This is a genomic window from Klebsiella sp. JN_Kp122 (assembly GCF_040062085.1).
Lineage (GTDB): Bacteria > Pseudomonadota > Gammaproteobacteria > Enterobacterales > Enterobacteriaceae > Klebsiella > Klebsiella aerogenes.
On sequence record NZ_JBEAHW010000016.1, the window covers coordinates 25,718 to 47,512 of the forward strand.

A 21,795-nucleotide genomic window follows, 5' to 3' on the forward strand; every position below is an offset into this window, starting at 1 on the left:
CAAAATATAAATGAAGAAACAAGAGCGTATAGATCGGATTGAGCTGATGCGAACCTTTATTCGCATCGTCGAAGCGGGTTCGCTCTCGGCGGCGGCTCTGCAGATGAGTACGACTCAGGCGACGGTCAGCCGACGTTTGCAGTCGCTGGAGACGTTACTCGGCGCAAGGCTTATTCTGCGCACGACCCATGCGATGAAACTAACCGATGACGGCGAGCGCTGTTATCAACATGCGCGGCGACTGGTGGACAGCTGGCTGGCGCTGGAAGATGATTTGCGCATCGAGGAGGACCGGCCGGTTGGCGTGCTGCGGGTGCGGGCGCCGCACGCTTTTGGCCAACAGCAGTTGCTGGGTCCGCTGGTGAGTTTTCTGCAGCGATATCCTGAGCTCTCCGTTGAGTGGATGCTGAATGATAAAACCGTCGACTTTCTTAGCGATAATATTGATTGCGCGATCCGCGTTGGCGCGGAAGTCGATCCATCAACGGTATCGGTACTGTTGGCTGTGGTTCCCCGCAGCCTGGTGGTTGCGCCTGAGCTATTGGCGCGTCATCCGGAACTCAGCGAACCGCAGGCGCTCTCCGCGCTGCCCTGGGTCGCTATCAGCACCTTTTATCAGCATGAAGTCACGCTACAGCATCAGGTGGACGGGCAGTTGATGAGTTTCCCGATTGTCCCTTGTCTGAGTACCGATAGCGTCTACGTTGCGCGTAACACCGCCCTGGCGGGGTTGGGGGCGGCAATTGTTTCCAGTTGGGCGGTGGAGGAGGATATTGCGGCAGGCAGGTTGATTGAGCCGTTTGCGCAGTGGCGGGCTTCGCCGCTACCGGTGCATCTGGTTTATCCCTGGGCGCGCTATTATCCGACGCGGCTACGCAAGTTTCTCGATTTGATGCGCGAAGTGATGCCACAGGTGGCGGGGATGCAGCGCCCGGACGAGAAGAAATAAAAAAACCGGCCAGTTGGCCGGTTTTTTAGTCGTGCACCGTTACTCTACAGGTTGCGGACGGGTTGCTTCCGCCGCGGCCTGGTGAGTGGCGCTATGGCCGCCTGCGGACCCTTTACCCTCAAAGGCAAACGGTGGGCGAACCCAATCGCTTTGGCGCGGCGCTTCCGGCACGTATTCCGGAGCCGGCGCGCGGGTCATTGGCGCGGTCGCGTGGCGAGTCGCGGCGGTTACCGGTTGTGCTTTCACCACTGGCGCGGCGCTGACGACCGGCGTCGGTTCAACAACCGGTGCGGCTTCTTCAACGGCGGCAACGGTCGTTTCTTCGACAACAGCGGTTTCTTCTTCGGCAATCGTTGGCTGCGCAGTGACGGTTTCTTCAGTAGCTGGAGCAGGTGCGGTCTCAGTTTCTTCGACTACCGGCTCTGCTGGCTCACTGACTTCTGCCTGCGGCACAACGTTTTCTGCAACAACTGCGGTCTCTTCAACCACCGCCGTTTCTTCGACGACCGGGGCTTCAACGACGGTTGCTTCTGCGGTCGGTTCGCTGGCCACTGCCGGTGCGACAGTTTCAGCTGCGACGGTTTCCGCAACGACAACCGGAGCGATAGTCTCCGCGACGACTGGTGTAATGATAGGCTCAACGTTGGCGGTTTCCTGTACCGGTAACTCTTCCTGCTGCTGATCATGCGTACGGGCAATCGGATAGCGGATCCACGCTTTACCTGACGCCAGCTCAGGCGACGCGCAGGCGATGGCCAGCGGCATCGGCGACTGGGTCGGATAACGCTCATCGCGGTAACGACGGCGACGTTGGCCGCTTACGCGCAGGTGGCGCGGAGAACGACGAGAGCGACGCGGCATACCGTTAGATTCACGAGCGTCGCCGTTTTCATCCTGCTCAGCGGCAGTTTCAACGACGGCCGGCAGATCGACTTTTGCCAGTTCCGTACGCGGCGTAGTGGATTCCGCCTGCTGCTCAGCAACGGCTTCGACAACCTGCTCGGTTTCTGCGGATTCAAAGCGGACTTTCTGCGCCAGCTGACGCGGCTTACGACGCGGCATGCTCTGAACGCGCTCTTCCTGCTCGGTTTCCTGCTGTACTACCGGTTCTTCGCGGGTCTGAGTTTTCGCTTCCTGCTGTGCCTGACGCTTGTCATCATTACGACGGCGGTTGCGTTCACGGCGCGGTTGCTGTTGCTCATCGCGTGATTTGCCTTTATCAGACTCATCGCCCGCGTTTTGGCGAGATTCGCGCAGTTCAGCGTTCTGTGATTGTTTGTCACGACGATTACGGCGGTTCTCCTCGCGTGATTCACGAGGTTCGCGACCTTCTGTGTTTTCTCCGCGATTATCACGATTATCACGGTTGTCACGATTATCGCGGTTATCACGACGGTCGTTACGGTCGCGGCGATTATTAGAACGCGGTTTACGGCGCTCTTGCTGACGCTCAGGTTTCTCTTCAGTTTTTTGCTCGGCTTTGACTTCAGCCGGTTTAGCTTCTTCTGCGCCGGAGAAGATGTTTTTCAACGCGCCGAAGAAGCGGGACAGCAGACCAGGCTGGGCAGGCGTTGCTACCTTCGCTGCCGGAGCAGCGGCGGCTTTCGCTGCGGTCGGCGCGGCTGCGGTTTCTTCCTGTACCGGCGCAGGCGGCGCATCCGGCATCACGAAAGCAGCCAGCGCTGGCTCTTCGCGGCGTTTGCGTTCAGCCGGTTCTTCGTCAGACGGCATCGCCATCTCTTCTTCGTGCAGTTTCGGCAGCAAATAGCTCAGCGTGGAGGTTTCTTCGCCTTTACGCACGCGCAGTACGGAGTAGTGCGGGGTTTGCATCTCATCGTTAGGGACGATGATGACGCGAATGTCGCTCTGGCGGGTTTCAATCGCGCTGACTGCGGCACGTTTTTCGTTAAGCAGGTAAGAAGCGATAGGTACCGGAACGATCGCGTGGACTTCTTTGGTGTTCTCTTTCAGCGCTTCTTCTTCAATCAGGCGCAGGATAGAGAGCGACAGCGATTCGTTGTCACGCACGGTACCGGTGCCGCTACAGCGTGGGCACACGTGGTGGCTGGATTCGCCCAGCGACGGGCTCAGACGCTGGCGGGACATCTCCAGCAGGCCGAAGCGCGAGATATGGCTGATCTGGATACGCGCGCGGTCCTGGCGGACGGCTTCACGCAGGCGGTTTTCAACCGCACGCTGGTGGCGAACCGGGGTCATATCGATGAAGTCGATAACGATCAGGCCGCCAAGGTCGCGCAGACGCAACTGGCGTGCGATTTCGTCAGCCGCTTCGAGGTTAGTGTTGAACGCCGTTTCTTCGATATCGCCGCCGCGGGTCGCGCGAGCGGAGTTGATGTCGATAGCGGTCAGCGCTTCGGTGCTATCGATAACGATAGAACCACCGGACGGCAGACGCACTTCACGCTGGAACGCGGATTCAATCTGGGATTCAATTTGGTAATGGCTGAACAGCGGGATTTCACCGGTGTACAGTTTGATTTTGCTGCTGAAATCCGGACGACCGAGGGCGGCGATATGCTGGCGCGCCAGCTCAAGCACTTTCGGATTATCGATCAGGATTTCGCCGATGTCCTGGCGCAGATAGTCGCGGAAGGCACGCACGATAACGTTACTTTCCTGGTGGATCAGGAACGGAGCAGGGCGGCTCTCAGCGGCTTTCTGAATCGCTTCCCAGTGCTTCAGGCGGAAGCTCAGATCCCACTGCAGCGCTTCAGCGGATTTGCCAACGCCCGCGGTACGCACGATAAGACCCATGCCGTCCGGCAGCTGAAGGCTCGCCAGCGCTTCTTTCAGCTCGGTACGATCGTCACCTTCGATACGGCGCGAAATGCCGCCGGCGCGAGGGTTGTTCGGCATCAGTACCAGGTAGCTGCCTGCCAGGCTGATAAAGGTGGTCAGCGCGGCGCCTTTATTACCGCGCTCTTCTTTATCAATCTGAACAATGACTTCCTGACCTTCGCGCAGAACGTCCTTAATGTTAGGGCGGCCATGAGCGCTGTAATTGGCTGGGAAGTATTCGCGGGCAATTTCTTTGAGGGGGAGGAAACCATGACGCTCAGCGCCGTAATCGACAAACGCGGCTTCAAGGCTAGGTTCAATACGCGTGATTTTGCCTTTGTAGATGTTCGCTTTTTTCTGCTCGTGCCCGGGGCTTTCGATATCCAGGTCGTACAGGCGCTGCCCATCAACAAGAGCGACGCGCAACTCTTCCTGCTGAGTTGCGTTGATTAACATTCTTTTCATCGTAACTTACTCATTATTCTTACATTGACGACTAAGCTACGGGCAGAGTAACGCCTTACCGGGTGAAAACCGATGGCCTCGAGTCTGGTTCACGTCGCCAACCTCACGGTTGTCGCGCGCTTAAGAGGCGCAGAGTGTCGGTCGCCTGTGTTTCAAACGGAAACACAGCGCAATTATTCAGGGGAACAGCCTGGGATGTATCACCAGAGAATATTCCATTTATACACTTCATCCTTTAAGTGATTTCGCGTTGGCCGCGCTTGTTCACCTCAATCGATTGCTTGTACAACCGACTGAAGATTCTCTCTTTTGCAGCCTTGACGCACCTCAAACGATGTTGCGTATATTCTCATCGTCTCTCACGTCGCAGGAGTAATGGCTTAACCTGTTCACCTCAATCGGAGGATTCAGATGAACTCCCGGTGGTTCCGGAGTCGACGCCGTCCTGCCACGCAAAAATCTTATAGAGCCTGTGCCGGTAAGGACTGCAACCCGCAGCCCGCTAACTGTCTGAAAGATCAATACGTCTTACGCCATTGCTGCGTGGATGATCGGTCAGACAAAATTGGTCATTCCGCTAATTTCTTGTTCTAACAAGTGTCAACACGGAAAACGGCTTCATTATTCCATTGCTAACCTTGTTATAGCAAGTTCACTTTTACCTTTTATCACCGGGTTACTCACAGTTTTTTCACCAGCGTCTACAGATTGTTCTAATAACAAACAAAACGCCGATGAAGCATGCGATGAAAACCGGATACTGATAAATATAAGCATATAAAAATGAGTGGCGCTAATGCCCTCGGCTATTTAGAATCGCCGACCATGAAAACTGAGACTCCAACCGTAAAAATGGTTGCCATTTCCGCCGATGAAGCGGGGCAACGTATCGACAACTTTTTGCGTACGCAACTTAAAGGCGTACCGAAGAGCATGATTTATCGCATCCTGCGTAAAGGCGAGGTGCGGGTGAACAAAAAACGCGTCAAGCCGGAATATAAACTGGAAGATGGCGATGAAGTGCGTATCCCGCCGGTGAGGGTCGCCGAGCGCGAAGAAGAGGCCGTTTCGCCGCATCTGCAAAAAGTGGCGGCGCTGTCGGATGTTATCCTCTATGAAGACGATCATATCCTGGTGCTGAATAAACCTTCCGGTACCGCGGTGCACGGTGGTAGCGGTCTGAGCTTCGGCGTGATTGAAGGGCTGCGGGCGCTACGCCCTGAGGCCCGTTTCCTGGAACTGGTCCACCGTCTCGATCGTGATACCTCAGGCGTTCTGCTGGTAGCGAAAAAACGTTCGGCGCTTCGCTCGCTTCATGAGCAACTGCGTGAGAAAGGGATGCAGAAGGATTATCTGGCGCTGGTCCGCGGTCAGTGGCAGTCGCACACGAAGGTGGTACAAGCGCCGCTGCTGAAAAATATTCTGCAGAGCGGCGAGCGCATCGTGCGCGTGAGCCAGGAAGGTAAGCCTTCCGAAACGCGCTTTAAAGTGGAAGAGCGTTACGCGTTTGCCACGTTGGTACGCTGTAGCCCGGTTACCGGGCGTACGCATCAGATTCGCGTTCACACGCAGTATGCGGGACATCCTATTGCTTTTGACGATCGTTATGGCGATCGCGAGTTTGACAAGCAGCTTTCAGGGACAGGTTTAAACCGTCTGTTTTTGCATGCGGCAGCGCTGAAGTTCACTCATCCAGGCACCGGTGAAGTGATGCGTATTGAAGCGCCGTTGGATAACCAACTGAAACACTGCTTGCAGGTTTTGCGCAATAGCAAATAAGCACAGCGGCGGATTCATACTCCGCCGCTTTCTTTTATGGCTAGCTAAGCAGCGGGTTAAAGCCTTCCCGGCGCAACATCTGGCATAGCGCTATCAGCGGTAATCCAACCAGCGAATTAGGATCGCGTCCTTCCAGTCGCTCAAATAGCGTGATGCCTAAGCCTTCGCTTTTAAAACTGCCGGCACACTGCAGAGGGTTCTCTTTACGGATATAGGCCTCGATCTCCTGATCGTTTAAATGACGAAAATGGACATCGAAGGGTTCGCATTCCGTTTGCAGGTGTCCGTTGGCGGAATTGTAGAGCGCAAGCCCGGTATAAAAAGTGACAATCGTGCCGCTGGCTTTGCGTAGCTGACGGTGAGCGTTTTCTTCAGTGTGCGGTTTACCGGTGATTTCGCCGTCTAAGACGCAAACCTGATCGGAACCTATAATAAGGTGCTGAGGGAAGCGGGATGCCAGCGCCTGGGCTTTGGCTTGCGCCAGACGCACAACCAACTGGCGGGCGGATTCGCCGGGCTGAGGCGTTTCGTCAACCTCCGGCGCCGCGCATTCGAACGGCAGCGTGAGTTTTTCCAGCAGCATCCGCCGCCACGGCGAGGTTGAGGCCAGGAGAAGATTAGACATATTTTTTCATCCACATATAGCGCTTCGCAGAGCATCATTTTAAACTATGCGCCGCAATGTGTGCGAATAAATGGCAAAAGGCAACCTGAGGCTGCCTTTTTCTTTGACTCTATGACATTACAAAGTTAATATGCGCGCCCTATGCAAAAGGTAAAATTACCCCTGACTCTCGATCCGGTTCGCACGGCTCAAAAACGCCTTGATTACGAGGGTATCTACGCCCGTGATCAGGTTGGCCGTGTCGCCGATTCAGTCGTCAGCGTGGACAGTGATGTGGAATGCAGTATGTCGTTCGCTATCGATAACCAGCGTCTCGCCGTTATTACCGGTGATGCGAAGGTGTCGGTAACCCTCGAATGTCAGCGTTGCGGGAAACCGTTCCCTCATCATGTTCACACAACGTATTGTTTCAGCCCTGTCAGAAATGACGAACAGGCAGAAGCACTACCGGAAGCGTATGAGCCGATTGAGGTTAACGAATTCGGTGAAATCGATCTGCAGGCGATGGTTGAGGATGAAATCATTCTTTCCTTGCCGGTAGTTCCGGTGCATGATTCTGAACACTGTGAAGTGTCCGACGCGGACATGGTCTTTGGCGAACTGCCTGAAGAGGCACAAAAACCAAACCCATTTGCCGTATTAGCCAGCTTAAAGCATAAGTAATTGAGGAGTAAGGTCCATGGCCGTACAACAGAATAAACCAACCCGTTCCAAACGTGGCATGCGTCGTTCCCATGACGCTCTGACCGCAGTCACCAGCCTGTCTGTAGACAAAACTTCTGGTGAGAAACACCTGCGTCACCACATCACTGCCGACGGTTTCTACCGCGGTCGCAAGGTAATCGCTAAGTAATCACGCCTTACTCCGTGGATTTCACGTTGCAAGAAAACGTAGTCAACGTCCTTGTAACGTGAAAGACAAGAGTAAAAGCGTGGTGAAGCTTAGTGAGGATCTCCCCAGGTAACTGGGGAATAACCGAACCGGGCAGCGACGATACCTTGACACGTCTAACCCTGGCGTTAGATGTCATGGGGGGCGATTTTGGCCCATCCGTGACAGTGCCTGCAGCACTGCAGGCACTGAACTCTAATTCGCAACTCACACTTCTTTTAGTCGGCGACCCCGACGCCATCACGCCATTACTTGCCAAAGCTGATTTCGAACAACGTTCGCGACTGCAGATTATCCCTGCACAGTCAGTTATTGCCAGTGATGCGCGACCCGCGCAGGCTATCCGCAGTAGCCGCGGAAGCTCGATGCGCCTGGCGCTGGAGCTGGTGAAAGAAGGGCGAGCCGAAGCCTGCGTTAGCGCGGGAAATACCGGCGCGCTGATGGGGCTGGCGAAATTATTGCTTAAGCCCATTGAGGGGATTGAGCGCCCGGCGCTGGTGACGGTTCTGCCGCATCAGCAAAAGGGCAAAACGGTAGTGCTGGATTTAGGCGCTAACGTCGATTGCGACAGTACAATGCTGGTGCAGTTCGCCGTAATGGGCGCAGTGTTAGCTGAAGAAGTGGTGGGGATTAAAAACCCACGCATTGCGTTGTTGAATATCGGTGAAGAAGAGATGAAAGGTCTCACCAGCATTCGCGATGCGTCGGCAATGCTCAAAAAACTGCCGTCCTTCAACTATATTGGTTACCTTGAAGCTAACGAACTGTTGACGGGGAAAACGGATGTTCTGGTTTGTGACGGATTCACAGGCAACGTCACATTAAAGACGATGGAAGGTGTTGTCAGGATGTTCCTTTCGCTGCTGAAATCACAGGGAGAGGGAAAAAAACGGTCGTGGTGGCTGATTTTATTAAAGCGTTGGTTACAAAAAAGCCTGAGCAGGCGATTCAGTCACCTCAACCCCGACCAGTATAATGGCGCCTGTCTGTTAGGATTGCGCGGTTCTGTGATCAAAAGTCATGGCGCTGCCAACCAGCGCGCATTTTGCGTCGCAATAGAGCAGGCAGTGCAGGCGGTGCAGCGGCAGGTTCCACAGCGGATCGCCGCTCGCCTGGAATCGTTATACCCAGCAGGCTTTGAACTGCCAGGGAGCAGCAGCGGTAACGGGAATGCCCGACAGCACACCGGGACCAACGGATACGACTGACGCCCTGCGGTTTGAACAACGCGGGTATATTACCCAAGAGTGACTGAGCGTACATGTATACAAAGATTATTGGCACCGGCAGCTACCTGCCTGAGCAAGTGCGTACTAACGCCGACCTGGAAAAAATGGTTGAAACGACTGACGAGTGGATTGTCACACGTACAGGTATTCGTGAACGCCGTATTGCCGCAGCGAACGAGACAGTTGCTACGATGGGCTTCGAAGCCGCAAAGAAAGCGCTGGAAATGGCGAATGTCAACCCGGAACAAATTGGTCTGATCGTTGTTGCGACCACCTCGGGTACTCATGCCTTCCCGAGCTCTGCGTGCCAGATTCAATCTATGCTGGGTGTCAAAGGCTGTCCGGCGTTTGACGTCGCAGCTGCCTGCGCGGGCTTCACCTACGCGTTGAGCATCGCCGACCAGTATGTGAAAAACGGCGCCGTAGATTACGCGCTGGTGATTGGCGCCGACGTGCTGGCGCGCACCTGCGATCCAACCGATCGCGGCACGATCATTATCTTCGGCGACGGCGCGGGCGCAGTGGTGCTTGGCGCTTCTGAAGAGCCAGGCATTATTTCCACGCATCTGCATGCCGATGGCCGCTACGGTGAGCTGTTAACGCTGCCGAACGCCGATCGCGTAGAGCCGGAAAATCCGATTTATCTGACGATGGCCGGCAACGAAGTGTTTAAAGTTGCGGTCACCGAACTGGCGCATATCGTTGACGAGACGCTGGCGGCCAATAATCTTGAGCGCTCGGCGCTGGATTGGCTGGTGCCGCACCAGGCTAACCTGCGGATCATCAGCGCGACGGCGAAAAAGCTGGGAATGTCGATGGATAATGTGGTGGTCACGCTCGATCGTCACGGTAACACTTCTGCCGCCTCGGTCCCTTGCGCGCTCGATGAAGCCGTTCGCGATGGCCGTATTCAACGCGGCCAGTTGATTCTGCTGGAAGCCTTCGGTGGTGGTTTCACCTGGGGTTCCGCGCTGGTTCGTTTTTAGTATAAGGATTTAAACATGACGCAATTTGCTTTTGTGTTCCCGGGACAGGGCTCTCAGGCTGTCGGTATGCTGGCAGATATGGCCGCGACCTGGCCAGTTATTGAAGAGACTTTCGGCGAAGCTTCCGCAGCGTTGGGTTACGATCTGTGGGCGCTTGCCCAACAGGGCCCGGCAGAAGAATTGAACAAAACCTGGCAAACGCAGCCGGCGCTGCTGACCGCTTCCGTCGCGTTATATCGCGTATGGCAGCAGCAGGGCGGTAAAGCGCCGGCGCTGTTAGCCGGTCATAGCCTTGGCGAATACTCTGCGCTGGTCTGCGCGGGCGTGATTAATTTCGCTGATGCCGTTCGTCTGGTTGAACTGCGTGGCAAATTCATGCAGGAAGCGGTACCAGAAGGTACCGGCGCGATGTCTGCAATTATTGGCCTCGACGACGCGTCCATCGCTAAAGCCTGTGAAGAATCTGCACAAGGGCAGGTGGTTTCGCCAGTGAACTACAATTCACCGGGTCAGGTGGTTATCGCCGGGCACAAAGAAGCCGTTGAGCGTGCAGGCGCTGCATGTAAAGCCGCAGGCGCCAAACGTGCGCTGCCGTTGCCGGTCAGCGTACCGTCTCACTGCGCGCTGATGAAACCTGCCGCTGAAAAACTGGCGGTAGAGCTGCAGAAAATCACTTTTAATGCGCCGACCGTTCCGGTTGTGAACAACGTCGACGTGAAGTGTGAAACCGCGCCTGATGCTATCCGCGACGCGCTGATTCGCCAACTGTACAGCCCGGTTCAGTGGACTAAGACCGTTGAGTTTATGGCATCTCAGGGCGTCGAGCACCTGTATGAAATGGGCCCGGGTAAAGTCCTCACCGGCCTGACCAAACGTATTGTTGACACCCTGACTGCTTCTGCGCTCAACGAGCCGGCTGCGATGTCTGCGGCGCTTGAGCAATAAAAGAGGAATACCATGAGTTTTGAAGGAAAAATCGCGCTGGTTACCGGTGCGAGCCGCGGTATCGGCCGCGCAATCGCTGAAACCCTCGCCGCGCGCGGTGCGAAAGTTATCGGTACTGCCACCAGCGAAAGCGGTGCGCAGGCAATCAGCGACTATTTAGGTGCCAACGGTAAAGGTCTGATGTTGAATGTGACCGACCCGGCATCTATTGAATCTGTTCTGGAAAATGTTCGCGCAGAGTTTGGCGAAGTTGATATCCTGGTCAATAATGCCGGAATTACTCGTGATAACCTGTTAATGCGAATGAAAGATGATGAGTGGAACGATATTATCGAAACCAACCTGTCATCTGTATTCCGTCTGTCAAAAGCGGTAATGCGCGCTATGATGAAAAAGCGTCATGGGCGTATTATCACTATCGGTTCTGTGGTTGGTACCATGGGAAATGCTGGTCAGGCTAACTACGCTGCGGCGAAAGCGGGTCTGATTGGTTTCAGTAAGTCACTGGCACGTGAAGTTGCGTCTCGCGGTATTACTGTAAACGTTGTTGCTCCGGGCTTTATTGAAACGGACATGACGCGTGCGCTGACCGATGAGCAGCGTGCGGGTACGCTGGCTGCAGTTCCTGCGGGGCGCCTTGGCTCCCCAAATGAAATCGCCAGCGCGGTTGCATTCTTAGCCTCTGACGAAGCGGGTTACATCACTGGTGAAACCCTGCACGTCAATGGCGGGATGTATATGGTCTGACCGAGATTTGCGCAAAATGTTCAGGAAGCGCGCAGTCTGCACGCTTGCGGGTACAGTTTTGTGCGAAATCATTTGCGTTATTAGGGCAAACAGCCGCAAAATAGCGTAAAATCGTGGTAAGACCTGCCGGGATTTAGTTGCAAATTTTTCAACATTTTATACACTACGAAAACCATCGCGAAAGCGAGTTTTGATAGGAAATTTAAGAGTATGAGCACTATCGAAGAACGCGTTAAGAAAATTATCGGCGAACAGCTGGGCGTTAAGCAGGAAGAAGTTACCAACAATGCTTCCTTCGTTGAAGACCTGGGCGCTGATTCTCTTGACACCGTTGAGCTGGTAATGGCTCTGGAAGAAGAGTTTGATACTGAGATTCCGGACGAAGAAGCTGAGAAAATCACCACCGTTCAGGCTGCCATTGATTACATCAACGGTCACCAGGCGTAAGTGAACATCTCCAGGCGGTCATTCGACCGCCTGAGTTTTATCTTTTTTTGTCCCACAAGAATCTATTTTCCCTCCCTGGAGGACAACCGTGTCTAAGCGTCGTGTAGTTGTGACCGGACTGGGCATGTTGTCTCCTGTCGGCAATACCGTAGAGTCTACCTGGAAAGCTCTCCTTGCCGGTCAGAGTGGCATCAGCCTGATCGACCATTTCGATACTAGCGCCTATGCAACGAAATTTGCTGGCTTAGTAAAGGATTTTAACTGTGATGATATCATCTCGCGCAAAGAACAGCGCAAGATGGATGCCTTCATTCAATATGGAATTGTCGCTGGCGTTCAGGCCATGCAGGATTCTGGCCTTGAAGTGACGGAAGAAAACGCAACCCGCATCGGCGCCGCTATCGGTTCCGGTATCGGGGGCCTCGGCCTGATCGAAGAAAACCATAGTTCGCTGGTAAACGGCGGACCGCGGAAGATCAGCCCGTTCTTCGTTCCGTCCACAATTGTTAACATGGTGGCCGGTCATCTGACCATCATGTTTGGTCTGCGTGGACCGAGTATCTCCATCGCGACCGCGTGTACTTCAGGCGTACACAATATCGGCCACGCGGCACGTATTATCGCCTATGGCGATGCCGACGCGATGGTTGCCGGTGGTGCAGAGAAGGCGAGTACGCCGCTGGGCGTAGGCGGCTTTGGCGCTGCGCGCGCGCTGTCCACCCGCAATGACAACCCGCAGGCGGCAAGCCGTCCGTGGGATAAAGAGCGTGATGGCTTCGTGCTGGGCGACGGTGCTGGTATGGTCGTGCTGGAAGAGTACGAGCATGCGAAAAAACGCGGCGCGAAAATCTACGCAGAGATCGTTGGTTTTGGTATGAGCAGCGATGCGTACCATATGACGTCTCCACCGGAAGATGGCGCTGGCGCTGCGCTGGCGATGGTTAACGCCATTCGCGACGCGGCGATTGAACCGGGCCAGATTGGCTATGTCAACGCCCACGGTACTTCGACGCCAGCTGGTGATAAAGCAGAAGCCCAGGCGGTGAAATCCGTGTTTGGCGATGCGGCAAGCCGCGTGATGGTGAGCTCCACCAAATCAATGACCGGCCACCTGTTAGGCGCGGCTGGCGCAGTAGAGTCTATCTACTCTATTCTGGCGCTGCGCGATCAGGCGGTTCCGCCGACCATCAACCTGGATAACCCAGATGAAGGTTGCGACCTCGACTTCGTTCCTCATGAAGCGCGTCAGGTTTCCGGTATGGAATACACCCTGTGTAACTCCTTCGGCTTTGGCGGTACTAACGGTTCGATTATCTTCAAAAAAGTATGATCAACCGCTAATGCTGGTTTAAGCGTTGACGAAAAGACCCGCCTGGCGGGTCTTTTTTTATTCGGTTTTCTCCGCTTGTTCTCTGCTTTTTATCCTGAGACACTGTGCCACCGGTGAGAGGAGCCCCCTATGTTCTTGATAAATGGTGTCGAGCAGGATGTGCTGGCAGCAAACGACCGTGCAATTCAATTCGGTGATGGGTGTTTTACCACCTCGCGAATCATCGACGGCCAGATAGCCTTCTTCAATGCCCATTTGGGCCGCTTGCAAGATACTTGCGAAAAACTCTTGATACCTTTTTCTGAATGGGAAACGTTGGCCGCAGAAATGCAAGAACTGGCAAAGCCACATCGAGAAGGCGTACTCAAAGTGGTCATAACGCGTGGTTCAGGAGGTCGGGGATATAGCGCGAGCGGATGCATTCAACCTACCCGCATGATGAGTGTGTCGTCTTTCCCCGCGCATTATGCGCGTTGGCGAGAAGAGGGAATAACCCTGGCGTTAAGCCCGATCCGCCTGGGGCGCAATCCTTCGCTGGCGGGGCTCAAACATCTTAATCGCCTCGAACAAGTCTTAATTCGTTCTCATCTTGAGCAGACGGACGCCGATGAGGCGCTGGTTCTTGACAGCGACGGGTGGCTTACGGAATGCTGTGCCGCGAATGTGTTCTGGCGTAAAGGAAGCCAGGTGTTCACGCCGCGCCTGGATCAGGCGGGCGTTAATGGCATTATGCGCCAGCACTGTATGGTTATGTTGGCACGTTCTTCTTTTGATGTTGTCGAAGTATCCATGCGCCCTGATGTACTGCGCGATGCCGATGAAGTGCTGATTTGCAATGCGCTTATGCCGCTGGTACCGGTTTGTCGTTGGGATGACGTCTGTTGGTCTGAACGCGATCTTTACCATTTTTTAGCCCCATTGTGTGAGCTGCCTGGTTAGTCATGAAGAAAATGTTACGTTTTGTCCTGCTGTTAGTCGTGGTGTTCGGTATTGCCGCAGCGGCAGGTATGTGGAAAGTCCGCCAACTGGCAGATAGTAAGTTGCTTATTAAAGAAGAGACCATCTTCACCCTTGAGCCAGGAACCGGGCGAGTGGTGCTTGGCCAGCAGCTGTATGGCGATAAAATCATTAATCGTCCACGCGTATTCCAGTGGCTGCTGCGCGTCGAACCTGAACTTTCTCATTTCAAAGCGGGTACCTATCGCTTCACACCGCAAATGACGGTGCGCGAGATGCTGCAGCTTTTAGCGAGCGGTAAAGAAGCGCAGTTCCCGCTACGGTTTGTTGAAGGGATGCGCGTTAGCGACTATTTGCGTCAGCTGCGCGATGCGCCGTATGTGAAGCACACTTTAGAAGACGACAGTTACGAAACGGTCGCCAAAGCGCTGGGTCTTGAGCACGCCGATTGGGTTGAAGGTTGGTTATGGCCGGATACCTGGATGTACACCGCCAATACCAGCGATATCGCCATTCTTAAACGCGCGCACCAGAAAATGGTCGCTGCGGTAGCGAAAGCCTGGGAAGGGCGGGCGGATAATCTACCCTATAAAGATCAAAACCAGTTACTGACCATGGCCTCTATCGTTGAGAAAGAGACCGCGGTTCCTGCCGAGCGCGATCGCGTGGCGTCGGTCTTTATCAACCGTCTACGCATTGGCATGCGTTTGCAGACCGACCCTACCGTAATTTACGGCATGGGAGAGCGCTATAATGGTAAACTGTCGCGTAAAGATCTGGAGACGCCGACCGCCTATAACACCTATGTGATTAGCGGTATGCCGCCTGGACCCATAGCGGTCCCTGGTGAAGCGTCTCTCAATGCGGCAGCCCATCCGGCTAAAACGCCGTACCTCTATTTTGTTGCCGACGGAAAAGGCGGCCATACGTTCAATACCAATCTGGCCAGCCATAACCGTTCGGTTCAGGACTATTTAAAAGTACTTAAGGAAAAAAATGCGCAGTAACTATATCGTCATCGAAGGCCTGGAAGGGGCGGGGAAAACGACCGCACGCAATCTGGTCGTTGAGACACTCGAACAGCTGGGTATCCGCGATATGGTGTTTACCCGTGAACCGGGCGGTACCATCCTGGCTGAAAAACTGCGCAGCCTGGTGCTGGATATCCAGTCTACCGGCGATGAAGTCATTAACGATAAAGCGGAAGTGCTGATGTTTTACGCCGCCCGCGTACAGCTGGTGGAAACGGTGATTAAGCCTGCTCTGGCTCGCGGTCAATGGGTCATTGGCGACCGTCACGATCTCTCAACTCAGGCCTACCAGGGCGGGGGGCGCGGTATCGATCAGGGGATGCTGGCGACGCTACGCGATGCGGTGCTCGGTGATTTTCGCCCTGATTTAACACTCTATCTTGACGTGACGCCGGAAGTTGGCCTTAAGCGCGCCCGCGCGCGAGGCGATCTGGATCGGATTGAGCAGGAGTCGATGAATTTCTTCAATCGTACCCGCGCGCGCTACCTTGAACTGGCGGCTCAGGATCCGACTATCCGCACGGTGGATGCGACGCAGCCTCTGGAAGCGGTTGAGCGCGACATTCGCGCCGTTATCACTCAATGGGTTGCGGAGCAACGCGCATGAAATGGTATCCGTGGTTACGCCCGTCCTTCGAGCAGCTAGTGGCTGGCTATCAGGCAGGACGGGGTCACCATGCGTTATTACTCCAGGCATTACCGGGGATGGGGGGCGATGCGCTTATCTACGCGTTATGCCGTTTCCTGATGTGCCGCCAGCCGGAAGGGCATAAAAGCTGTGGCCATTGTCATAGCTGCCAGCTTATGCAGGCGGGGACCCATCCTGATTACTACACTCTGGTTCCGGAGAAGGGCAAGAGCGCGCTAGGCATCGATGCGGTGCGCGGCATCACTGAAAAACTCTATGAGCGTGCGCGTCTCGGCGGCGCGAAGGTGGTGTGGATCAACGATGCGACGTTGTTAACCGATGCCGCCGCCAATGCTTTGCTGAAGACGCTGGAAGAGCCGCCGGAAAATACCTGGTTTTTCCTGGCCTGCCCGGAGCCGGCGCGTCTGCTCGCCACCTTGCGCAGCCGGTGCTTCTCATATCACCTTACTCCGCCTTCTGAAGCCTGGGCGTTAGGGTGGTTAGCACGTGAAGTGACAATGTCACAAGAAGCTTTATTGGCCGCGTTGCGCCTCAGCGCTAACGCACCCGCGGCAGCGCTGGAGTTACTGCAAGAGGCTAACTGGGCTCCGCGACAACAGCTTTGCCAGGCGTTAGCCAGCGCGTTAACCAGCGGTGACTGGCTGTCATTATTGCCGGTTCTGAATCACGAACAGGCCCCGGTGCGTCTGCACTGGCTGGCATCGCTGTTGCTGGATGCGCAGAAGCGGCAACAGGGGATTACGCTTCTGAGTAATCCAGATGCCTGGACGCTGGTTAACCAACTGGCGCAAACACTTTCGGGCCCACGTCTTGAAGCTATCACGCGCGATGTTAGCGCCTGTCGCGAGCAGTTGCTGAGCGTGGTCGGCGTCAACCGCGAACTACTACTCACCGAGCGCCTCCTGCGCTGGGAACATTACCTGCAACCCGGGGCGGTTCTGCCCGTCTCACATCTCTGAGAATAAGAACATGTTTTTAGTCGATTCCCACTGCCATCTTGATGGCCTGGATTATCAAACGCTGCATAAAGATGTCGATGATGTGCTGGCGAAAGCCGCCGCGCGTGATGTTAAGTTTTGCCTGGCAGTCGCCACCACGCTGCCGGGATATCGCGGGATGCGCGAGTTAGTCGGCCAGCGAGAAAATGTCGTCTTTTCCTGCGGTGTTCATCCATTGAACCAGGATGAAGCGTATGACTTCGAAGAGCTGCGTTCGCTGGCTGCGGAAGAGGGCGTAGTGGCGATGGGGGAAACCGGGCTCGATTATTTTTATACCCCGGAAACGAAACTCCGCCAGCAGGAGTCTTTCCGCCAGCATATCCGCATTGGCCGCGAATTGAATAAGCCGGTGATTGTGCATACCCGCGATGCGCGCGCCGATACGCTGGCGATTTTACAGGAAGAAAAGGTGACGGATTGCGGTGGCGTACTACACTGTTTCACTGAAGACAGGGAGACAGCGGGTAAATTGCTGGACATGGGGTTTTATATTTCGTTTTCCGGTATCGTCACGTTCCGTAACGCGGAGCAGCTACGAGATGCCGCGCGCTATGTTCCGCTCGATCGCTTGCTGGTAGAGACCGATTCGCCTTATCTGGCGCCGGTACCACATCGCGGTAAAGAGAACCAGCCGGCGATGGTGCGCGATGTCGCTGAATACATGGCGGTGCTGAAGGGCGTGTCGCTGGAGCAGCTCGCGCAACAAACCACCGATAACTTTGCCAGCTTGTTCCACATCGACCCTGCCAGACTGCAACCCGCCTGATCTTTCTATTATTTTAAGGCTCGTAATTAATAGTTAAAGCGAGTAAAGTTCACCGCCGCGACAGAGGCGGTGAGCGCATTTTTGCAACATACAGATACACATTATGTAAATCAGTGTAAATTTTTATATGTTGACTGAATGAAACGTGATAGCCGTCAAACAATGTCCGCGTTAATTATTTTACTCTGTGTAATAAATAAAGGGCGCTTAGATGTCCTGTCCACGGCACGGTTCTCCCCCCGGGCCAATGCGTGAAAGCGTAAAAAAGTACCAAATACTCAGGAGCACTCTCAATTATGTTTAAGAATGCATTTGCTAACCTGCAGAAGGTCGGTAAATCGCTGATGCTGCCAGTATCCGTACTGCCTATTGCAGGTATCCTGCTGGGCGTCGGTTCTGCCAACTTCAGCTGGCTGCCAGCCGTGGTCTCCCACGTCATGGCGGAAGCAGGCGGTTCAGTTTTCGCCAATATGCCGCTGATCTTCGCAATCGGTGTTGCGCTTGGCTTCACCAATAACGACGGTGTATCCGCACTGGCTGCAGTCGTAGCTTACGGCATCATGGTGAAAACCATGGCGGTAGTCGCGCCGCTGGTTCTGCATTTACCTGCTGAGGAAATCGCAGCCAAACACCTGGCTGATACCGGCGTGCTTGGCGGTATTATCTCCGGTGCGATTGCAGCCTACATGTTCAACCGCTTCTACCGTATCAAGCTGCCTGAATATCTGGGCTTCTTCGCGGGCAAGCGTTTTGTGCCGATCATCTCTGGTCTCGCCGCTATCTTCACCGGCGTGATCCTGTCCTTCATCTGGCCGCCGATTGGTTCCGCCATCCAGACCTTCTCTCAGTGGGCTGCTTACCAGAACCCGGTTGTGGCGTTCGGTATCTACGGTTTCATCGAGCGTTGCCTGGTACCGTTTGGTCTGCACCATATCTGGAACGTACCTTTCCAGATGCAAATTGGTGAATACACCAACGCTGCAGGTCAGGTGTTCCATGGCGACATCCCTCGTTACATGGCAGGCGACCCGACTGCTGGTAAACTGTCTGGCGGCTTCCTGTTCAAAATGTACGGCCTGCCGGCTGCAGCTATCGCGATTTGGCACTCTGCTAAACCAGAAAACCGTGCCAAAGTCGGCGGTATTATGATCTCCGCGGCGCTGACCTCGTTCCTGACCGGTATTACCGAGCCGATCGAGTTCTCCTTCATGTTCGTTGCGCCGATCCTGTATATCATCCACGCGATTCTTGCAGGCCTGGCATTCCCGATCTGTATCCTGTTGGGTATGCGTGACGGGACGTCGTTCTCTCACGGTCTGATCGACTTTATCGTTCTTTCCGGCAACAGCAGCAAGCTGTGGCTGTTCCCGATTGTCGGTATTTGCTATGCGATCGTGTACTACGTGGTCTTCCGCGTGCTGATTAAAGCGCTGAACCTGAAAACTCCAGGCCGTGAAGATGCAACTGAAGACAGCAAATCCGCTGCGACCAGTGAAATGGCGCCGGCGCTGATTGCCGCCTTCGGTGGTAAAGAGAACATCACAAACCTCGACGCATGTATTACTCGTCTGCGCGTAAGCGTGGCTGACGTAGCGAAAGTTGATCAGGCTGGCCTGAAAAAACTGGGTGCTGCTGGCGTAGTTGTTGCAGGTTCCGGCGTTCAGGCTATTTTCGGCACCAAGTCCGATAACCTGAAAACCGAGATGGATGAGTACATCCGCAATAGCTAAGACGTAGTGTGGGGAGACTAAGGCAGCCAAATGGCTGCCTTTTTTACGTTGGTATTCTGGTCATTGTTTGGCAATACCCGGAAAATGGGGGAAATGCTTATTCCCTCAGCAGCTAAGTCTATAGTTGAATAAGAAAAACTGCATTCAGGTTGAAAGAGAGGGAGGAAGTCGCTCATACTCTTAGCTGATCCTGTGCATTCGTGTTTATCTGCAGAGGCAGGCCGGGGCACGGTATAAAACTAATAAGGAATCAGTCATGGCAGAAGAAACGATTTTCAGCAAAATCATTCGCCGGGAAATCCCGTCGGATATTGTGTATCAGGATGAACTGGTCACCGCTTTTCGCGATATCTCTCCGCAGGCGCCGACCCATATTCTGATTATCCCGAATATCCTGATTCCAACCGTAAATGACGTCACCGCCGAACACGAACAGGCGCTAGGCCGAATGATGACCGTCGCGGCGAAGATTGCCCGTGATGAAGGTCTGGCTGACGACGGCTACCGTCTTATCGTTAACTGCAACCGCCACGGCGGGCAGGAAGTTTACCATATTCATATGCACCTGTTGGGCGGCCGTCCGTTGGGCCCGATGCTGGCGCATAAAGGCTAAATCGATGCGTGCTGCTTATTCAGGCGTCCTGGTTCTGGCGGCGCTGTTGGCCGGATGTAGCTCGCACCCGGAAATTCCGGTTGGCGAGCAGCAGACGTTGGTGATGGAATCAAGCGTTCTGGCGGCTGGCATCAGCGCCGATCCGCCGTCGGTGACCGCTTCGGAAATTCAGGCCACCGCTACCTCAAGATTATTTAATGAACGGCAAGAGCCCATTACCGTGCACTACCGTTTTTTCTGGTATGACGCCCATGGGCTTGAGATGCATCCGCTGGACCCTGCGCGTAGCGTGACGGTTCCAGCACGCTCGTCCGTCGTGCTCTACGGCAGTGCCAATATTCTCGGGGCGCACAAAGCCCGCCTTTATCTTTATCTCTAAGAGGTCATCATAATGATTAAAATGTGTCGCTATGCGTTAATCACAGCACTGGCGATATTCCTGGCAGGCTGTGTGGGGCAACGTAATGAACCTGCGCCGGTCGAGGAGGCGAAGCCGAAGCCGGAACAACCTGCGCAGCCGCAGCCGACGGTGCCTGCCGTGCCGACGGTGCCAACGCAGCCGGGGCCGATCGAACACGGCGGCGAACAGCCATCGCAGCCGTCTCAGCCTGCACCGCGCGTTCGTCACTACAACTGGGACGCCGCCGTACAACCAATGGTCGGCCAGATGCTGCAGGCCGGCGGAGTGAACGCTGGCAGCATTCTGTTGGTGGATAGCGTCAATAACCGTACCAACGGATCGCTGAACGCGGCCGAAGCGACCTCCGCGCTGCGCAACGCGCTGGCGGGCAACGGCAAGTTTACGCTGGTATCGACTCAGCAGCTTGCGGTGGCTAAACAACAGCTGGGCCTGTCGCCGCAGGATAGCCTCGGCAGCCGCAGCAAAGCGATGGGGATTGCGCGCACCGTTGGTGCACAGTACGTACTGTATTCCAACGCCACCGGCAACGTGAATGCGCCGGAGCTGAAAATGCAGCTGATGCTGGTGCAGTCCGGCGAGATTATCTGGTCAGGCAAAGGTGCGGTTCAGCAACAATAAGCTTACGCGCGACGAGCTCTTGTCGCGCTTCTTTCCTCGCTATTCACCTGTCGCCGCGTTGACTGAAAACGGTCTTAGCGGCGGCAGTTGCGTTATCAGCGATGGCGTCCGTCGGCTGGTGTTGCGCCAGCCTCACGATCCGCTGGCGCCGCTCAGCCATTTTCTGCGCCAGTACCGCGCGCTTCAGCACCTTCCGGCGTCGCTTTCGCCGGCGGCGGTGTTCTTTTCGCCACGCTGGATGGTGGTGGAGTATTGCGCAGGAGAAGTGAAAAGCGCGCTGCCGGAGTGCCCTTCGCTTGCCGGGTTATTGTATCATCTGCACCAACAGCCGCGTTTTGGCTGGCGCATCGAGCTGGCGCCGCTGCTTGAGTTGTACTGGCAGCAGTGCGATCCGACCAGGCGCACCGTTTTCTGGCTGCGCTGGCATAAACGGTTATTGCGCCAGCGTGAACCGCGGCCGTTGCGTTTAGCGCCTCTGCATATGGACGTCCACGCTGGTAATATTATTCATAGCCGCGACGGTCTACGCTTGATTGACTGGGAGTATGCGGGAGATGGCGATATCGCGCTTGAACTGGCGGCGGTATGGTGCGATGCCCATACGCGTTGCCAGCTGCTCAATGAGTATTCGCGCTTTGCCCGAATTGATAAGCAGCAACTGCGGCGGCAAATACAGCGTTGGCGGCCGTGGGTACTTATATTGATGGCGGGCTGGTATGAGCGGCGCTGGCAGCAGAGCGGCGACCGGCAATTTATTGCACTGGCGGATGCGACATGGCGTCAGTTAAAAACAGAAAATAAAGGATAAGAGAGGTCTGT

Annotated in this window: 22 protein-coding genes; 20 read left to right on the forward strand and 2 right to left on the reverse strand. The window is 55.0% G+C overall.

Translation table 11 applies throughout. The features are described 5' to 3' along the window. The first annotated feature begins 10 nt into the window (after window positions 1-10). Window positions 11-949 carry a LysR family transcriptional regulator gene (locus tag ABLU78_RS04925; RefSeq protein ID WP_020079150.1) on the forward strand — a complete coding sequence of 313 codons (939 nt, stop codon included), beginning with the start codon at window positions 11-13 and terminating at the stop codon, window positions 947-949. A 39-nt stretch (window positions 950-988) separates the two neighbouring features. Here the strand turns inward: ABLU78_RS04925 and rne are convergent, their stop codons facing one another. Continuing rightward, on the reverse strand, window positions 989-4,213 hold the full coding sequence (rne, locus tag ABLU78_RS04930; RefSeq protein WP_020079149.1) for a ribonuclease E: 3,225 nt from the start codon (window positions 4,211-4,213) through the stop codon (window positions 989-991). Window positions 4,214-5,038: 825 nt separating this feature from the next. Here rne and rluC point away from each other — a divergent pair. Continuing rightward, complete coding sequence (gene rluC / locus ABLU78_RS04935; RefSeq protein ID WP_072205245.1) at window positions 5,039-5,992, forward strand: 23S rRNA pseudouridine(955/2504/2580) synthase RluC; 954 nt, start codon at window positions 5,039-5,041, stop codon at window positions 5,990-5,992. Window positions 5,993-6,032: 40 nt separating this feature from the next. Here rluC and ABLU78_RS04940 read toward each other — a convergent pair whose 3' ends face one another. Further along, window positions 6,033-6,617, reverse strand: a complete 585-nt coding sequence (locus ABLU78_RS04940; RefSeq protein WP_048228648.1) for a nucleoside triphosphate pyrophosphatase — start codon at window positions 6,615-6,617, stop codon at window positions 6,033-6,035. 141 nt (window positions 6,618-6,758) lie between these two features. Here ABLU78_RS04940 and yceD point away from each other — a divergent pair, with 141 nt between their 5' ends. The 18 genes from yceD (at window position 6,759) to thiK (ending at window position 21,784) form a co-directional block, all read left to right on the forward strand. Continuing rightward, window positions 6,759-7,280, forward strand: coding sequence for a 23S rRNA accumulation protein YceD (gene yceD / locus ABLU78_RS04945; protein WP_015705036.1), 522 nt, complete (start codon window positions 6,759-6,761; stop codon window positions 7,278-7,280). A gap of 16 nt (window positions 7,281-7,296) precedes the next feature. Then, window positions 7,297-7,470, forward strand: a complete 174-nt coding sequence (rpmF, locus tag ABLU78_RS04950) for a 50S ribosomal protein L32 (protein WP_000290724.1) — start codon at window positions 7,297-7,299, stop codon at window positions 7,468-7,470. A gap of 146 nt (window positions 7,471-7,616) precedes the next feature. Then, window positions 7,617-8,717, forward strand: a complete 1,101-nt coding sequence (gene plsX, locus ABLU78_RS04955) for a phosphate acyltransferase PlsX (protein WP_086557245.1) — start codon at window positions 7,617-7,619, stop codon at window positions 8,715-8,717. A 53-nt stretch (window positions 8,718-8,770) separates the two neighbouring features. Beyond that, a complete protein-coding gene (locus tag ABLU78_RS04960; RefSeq protein ID WP_015367192.1) occupies window positions 8,771-9,724 on the forward strand; it encodes a beta-ketoacyl-ACP synthase III in 954 nt (317 codons plus the stop codon). A gap of 15 nt (window positions 9,725-9,739) precedes the next feature. After that, entirely contained in the window at window positions 9,740-10,669 is a 930-nt protein-coding gene (gene fabD / locus ABLU78_RS04965) for an ACP S-malonyltransferase (RefSeq protein ID WP_020079146.1), read from the forward strand. 12 nt (window positions 10,670-10,681) lie between these two features. Continuing rightward, entirely contained in the window at window positions 10,682-11,416 is a 735-nt protein-coding gene (gene fabG / locus ABLU78_RS04970) for a 3-oxoacyl-ACP reductase FabG (RefSeq protein ID WP_015367190.1), read from the forward strand. Window positions 11,417-11,626: 210 nt separating this feature from the next. Next, on the forward strand, window positions 11,627-11,863 hold the full coding sequence (gene acpP, locus ABLU78_RS04975; RefSeq protein WP_000103754.1) for an acyl carrier protein: 237 nt from the start codon (window positions 11,627-11,629) through the stop codon (window positions 11,861-11,863). A gap of 88 nt (window positions 11,864-11,951) precedes the next feature. Beyond that, complete coding sequence (gene fabF / locus ABLU78_RS04980; RefSeq protein WP_015705037.1) at window positions 11,952-13,193, forward strand: beta-ketoacyl-ACP synthase II; 1,242 nt, start codon at window positions 11,952-11,954, stop codon at window positions 13,191-13,193. A 129-nt stretch (window positions 13,194-13,322) separates the two neighbouring features. Beyond that, the gene (gene pabC, locus ABLU78_RS04985; RefSeq protein WP_015705038.1) at window positions 13,323-14,132 is read left to right on the forward strand and encodes an aminodeoxychorismate lyase; all 810 of its coding nucleotides are present in this window, start codon (window positions 13,323-13,325) and stop codon (window positions 14,130-14,132) included. A 2-nt stretch (window positions 14,133-14,134) separates the two neighbouring features. Then, window positions 14,135-15,157: a cell division protein YceG gene (yceG, locus tag ABLU78_RS04990; protein WP_020079144.1), complete on the forward strand. Its 1,023-nt coding sequence runs from the start codon at window positions 14,135-14,137 to the stop codon at window positions 15,155-15,157. Next, window positions 15,147-15,788: a dTMP kinase gene (gene tmk, locus ABLU78_RS04995; protein WP_032707765.1), complete on the forward strand. Its 642-nt coding sequence runs from the start codon at window positions 15,147-15,149 to the stop codon at window positions 15,786-15,788. The genes yceG and tmk overlap by 11 nt, the downstream gene beginning before the upstream one ends. Further along, entirely contained in the window at window positions 15,785-16,789 is a 1,005-nt protein-coding gene (gene holB, locus ABLU78_RS05000) for a DNA polymerase III subunit delta' (RefSeq protein ID WP_032711395.1), read from the forward strand. The genes tmk and holB overlap by 4 nt, the downstream gene beginning before the upstream one ends. A 10-nt stretch (window positions 16,790-16,799) precedes the next feature. Further along, window positions 16,800-17,594, forward strand: coding sequence for a metal-dependent hydrolase (locus ABLU78_RS05005; RefSeq protein WP_020079141.1), 795 nt, complete (start codon window positions 16,800-16,802; stop codon window positions 17,592-17,594). Between the two features lie 296 nt (window positions 17,595-17,890). Then, window positions 17,891-19,324, forward strand: a complete 1,434-nt coding sequence (gene ptsG / locus ABLU78_RS05010) for a PTS glucose transporter subunit IIBC (protein ID WP_015367184.1) — start codon at window positions 17,891-17,893, stop codon at window positions 19,322-19,324. Between the two features lie 256 nt (window positions 19,325-19,580). Further along, complete coding sequence (hinT, locus tag ABLU78_RS05015; protein ID WP_015705043.1) at window positions 19,581-19,937, forward strand: purine nucleoside phosphoramidase; 357 nt, start codon at window positions 19,581-19,583, stop codon at window positions 19,935-19,937. A gap of 4 nt (window positions 19,938-19,941) precedes the next feature. Further along, window positions 19,942-20,316 carry a YcfL family protein gene (locus tag ABLU78_RS05020; RefSeq protein ID WP_015367182.1) on the forward strand — a complete coding sequence of 125 codons (375 nt, stop codon included), beginning with the start codon at window positions 19,942-19,944 and terminating at the stop codon, window positions 20,314-20,316. 21 nt (window positions 20,317-20,337) lie between these two features. Continuing rightward, window positions 20,338-20,976: a penicillin-binding protein activator LpoB gene (gene lpoB / locus ABLU78_RS05025; protein WP_162182273.1), complete on the forward strand. Its 639-nt coding sequence runs from the start codon at window positions 20,338-20,340 to the stop codon at window positions 20,974-20,976. Further along, a complete protein-coding gene (gene thiK / locus ABLU78_RS05030; RefSeq protein WP_048228649.1) occupies window positions 20,957-21,784 on the forward strand; it encodes a thiamine kinase in 828 nt (275 codons plus the stop codon). The genes lpoB and thiK overlap by 20 nt, the downstream gene beginning before the upstream one ends. The last annotated feature ends 11 nt before the right edge of the window (window positions 21,785-21,795 follow it).

Excerpts from the sequence above, each read along its gene's own strand:
- ABLU78_RS04925 (WP_020079150.1), top strand. The coding sequence starts at position 11 with ATGAAGAAACAAGAGCGTATAGATCGGATTGAGCTGATGCGAACCTTT.
- rne (WP_020079149.1), bottom strand. The coding sequence starts at position 4,213 with ATGAAAAGAATGTTAATCAACGCAACTCAGCAGGAAGAGTTGCGCGTC.
- rluC (WP_072205245.1), top strand. The coding sequence starts at position 5,039 with ATGAAAACTGAGACTCCAACCGTAAAAATGGTTGCCATTTCCGCCGAT.
- ABLU78_RS04940 (WP_048228648.1), bottom strand. The coding sequence starts at position 6,617 with ATGTCTAATCTTCTCCTGGCCTCAACCTCGCCGTGGCGGCGGATGCTG.
- yceD (WP_015705036.1), top strand. The coding sequence starts at position 6,759 with ATGCAAAAGGTAAAATTACCCCTGACTCTCGATCCGGTTCGCACGGCT.
- rpmF (WP_000290724.1), top strand. The coding sequence starts at position 7,297 with ATGGCCGTACAACAGAATAAACCAACCCGTTCCAAACGTGGCATGCGT.
- ABLU78_RS04960 (WP_015367192.1), top strand. The coding sequence starts at position 8,771 with ATGTATACAAAGATTATTGGCACCGGCAGCTACCTGCCTGAGCAAGTG.
- fabD (WP_020079146.1), top strand. The coding sequence starts at position 9,740 with ATGACGCAATTTGCTTTTGTGTTCCCGGGACAGGGCTCTCAGGCTGTC.
- fabG (WP_015367190.1), top strand. The coding sequence starts at position 10,682 with ATGAGTTTTGAAGGAAAAATCGCGCTGGTTACCGGTGCGAGCCGCGGT.
- acpP (WP_000103754.1), top strand. The coding sequence starts at position 11,627 with ATGAGCACTATCGAAGAACGCGTTAAGAAAATTATCGGCGAACAGCTG.
- pabC (WP_015705038.1), top strand. The coding sequence starts at position 13,323 with ATGTTCTTGATAAATGGTGTCGAGCAGGATGTGCTGGCAGCAAACGAC.
- yceG (WP_020079144.1), top strand. The coding sequence starts at position 14,135 with ATGAAGAAAATGTTACGTTTTGTCCTGCTGTTAGTCGTGGTGTTCGGT.
- tmk (WP_032707765.1), top strand. The coding sequence starts at position 15,147 with ATGCGCAGTAACTATATCGTCATCGAAGGCCTGGAAGGGGCGGGGAAA.
- holB (WP_032711395.1), top strand. The coding sequence starts at position 15,785 with ATGAAATGGTATCCGTGGTTACGCCCGTCCTTCGAGCAGCTAGTGGCT.
- ABLU78_RS05005 (WP_020079141.1), top strand. The coding sequence starts at position 16,800 with ATGTTTTTAGTCGATTCCCACTGCCATCTTGATGGCCTGGATTATCAA.
- ptsG (WP_015367184.1), top strand. The coding sequence starts at position 17,891 with ATGTTTAAGAATGCATTTGCTAACCTGCAGAAGGTCGGTAAATCGCTG.
- hinT (WP_015705043.1), top strand. The coding sequence starts at position 19,581 with ATGGCAGAAGAAACGATTTTCAGCAAAATCATTCGCCGGGAAATCCCG.
- ABLU78_RS05020 (WP_015367182.1), top strand. The coding sequence starts at position 19,942 with ATGCGTGCTGCTTATTCAGGCGTCCTGGTTCTGGCGGCGCTGTTGGCC.
- lpoB (WP_162182273.1), top strand. The coding sequence starts at position 20,338 with ATGTGTCGCTATGCGTTAATCACAGCACTGGCGATATTCCTGGCAGGC.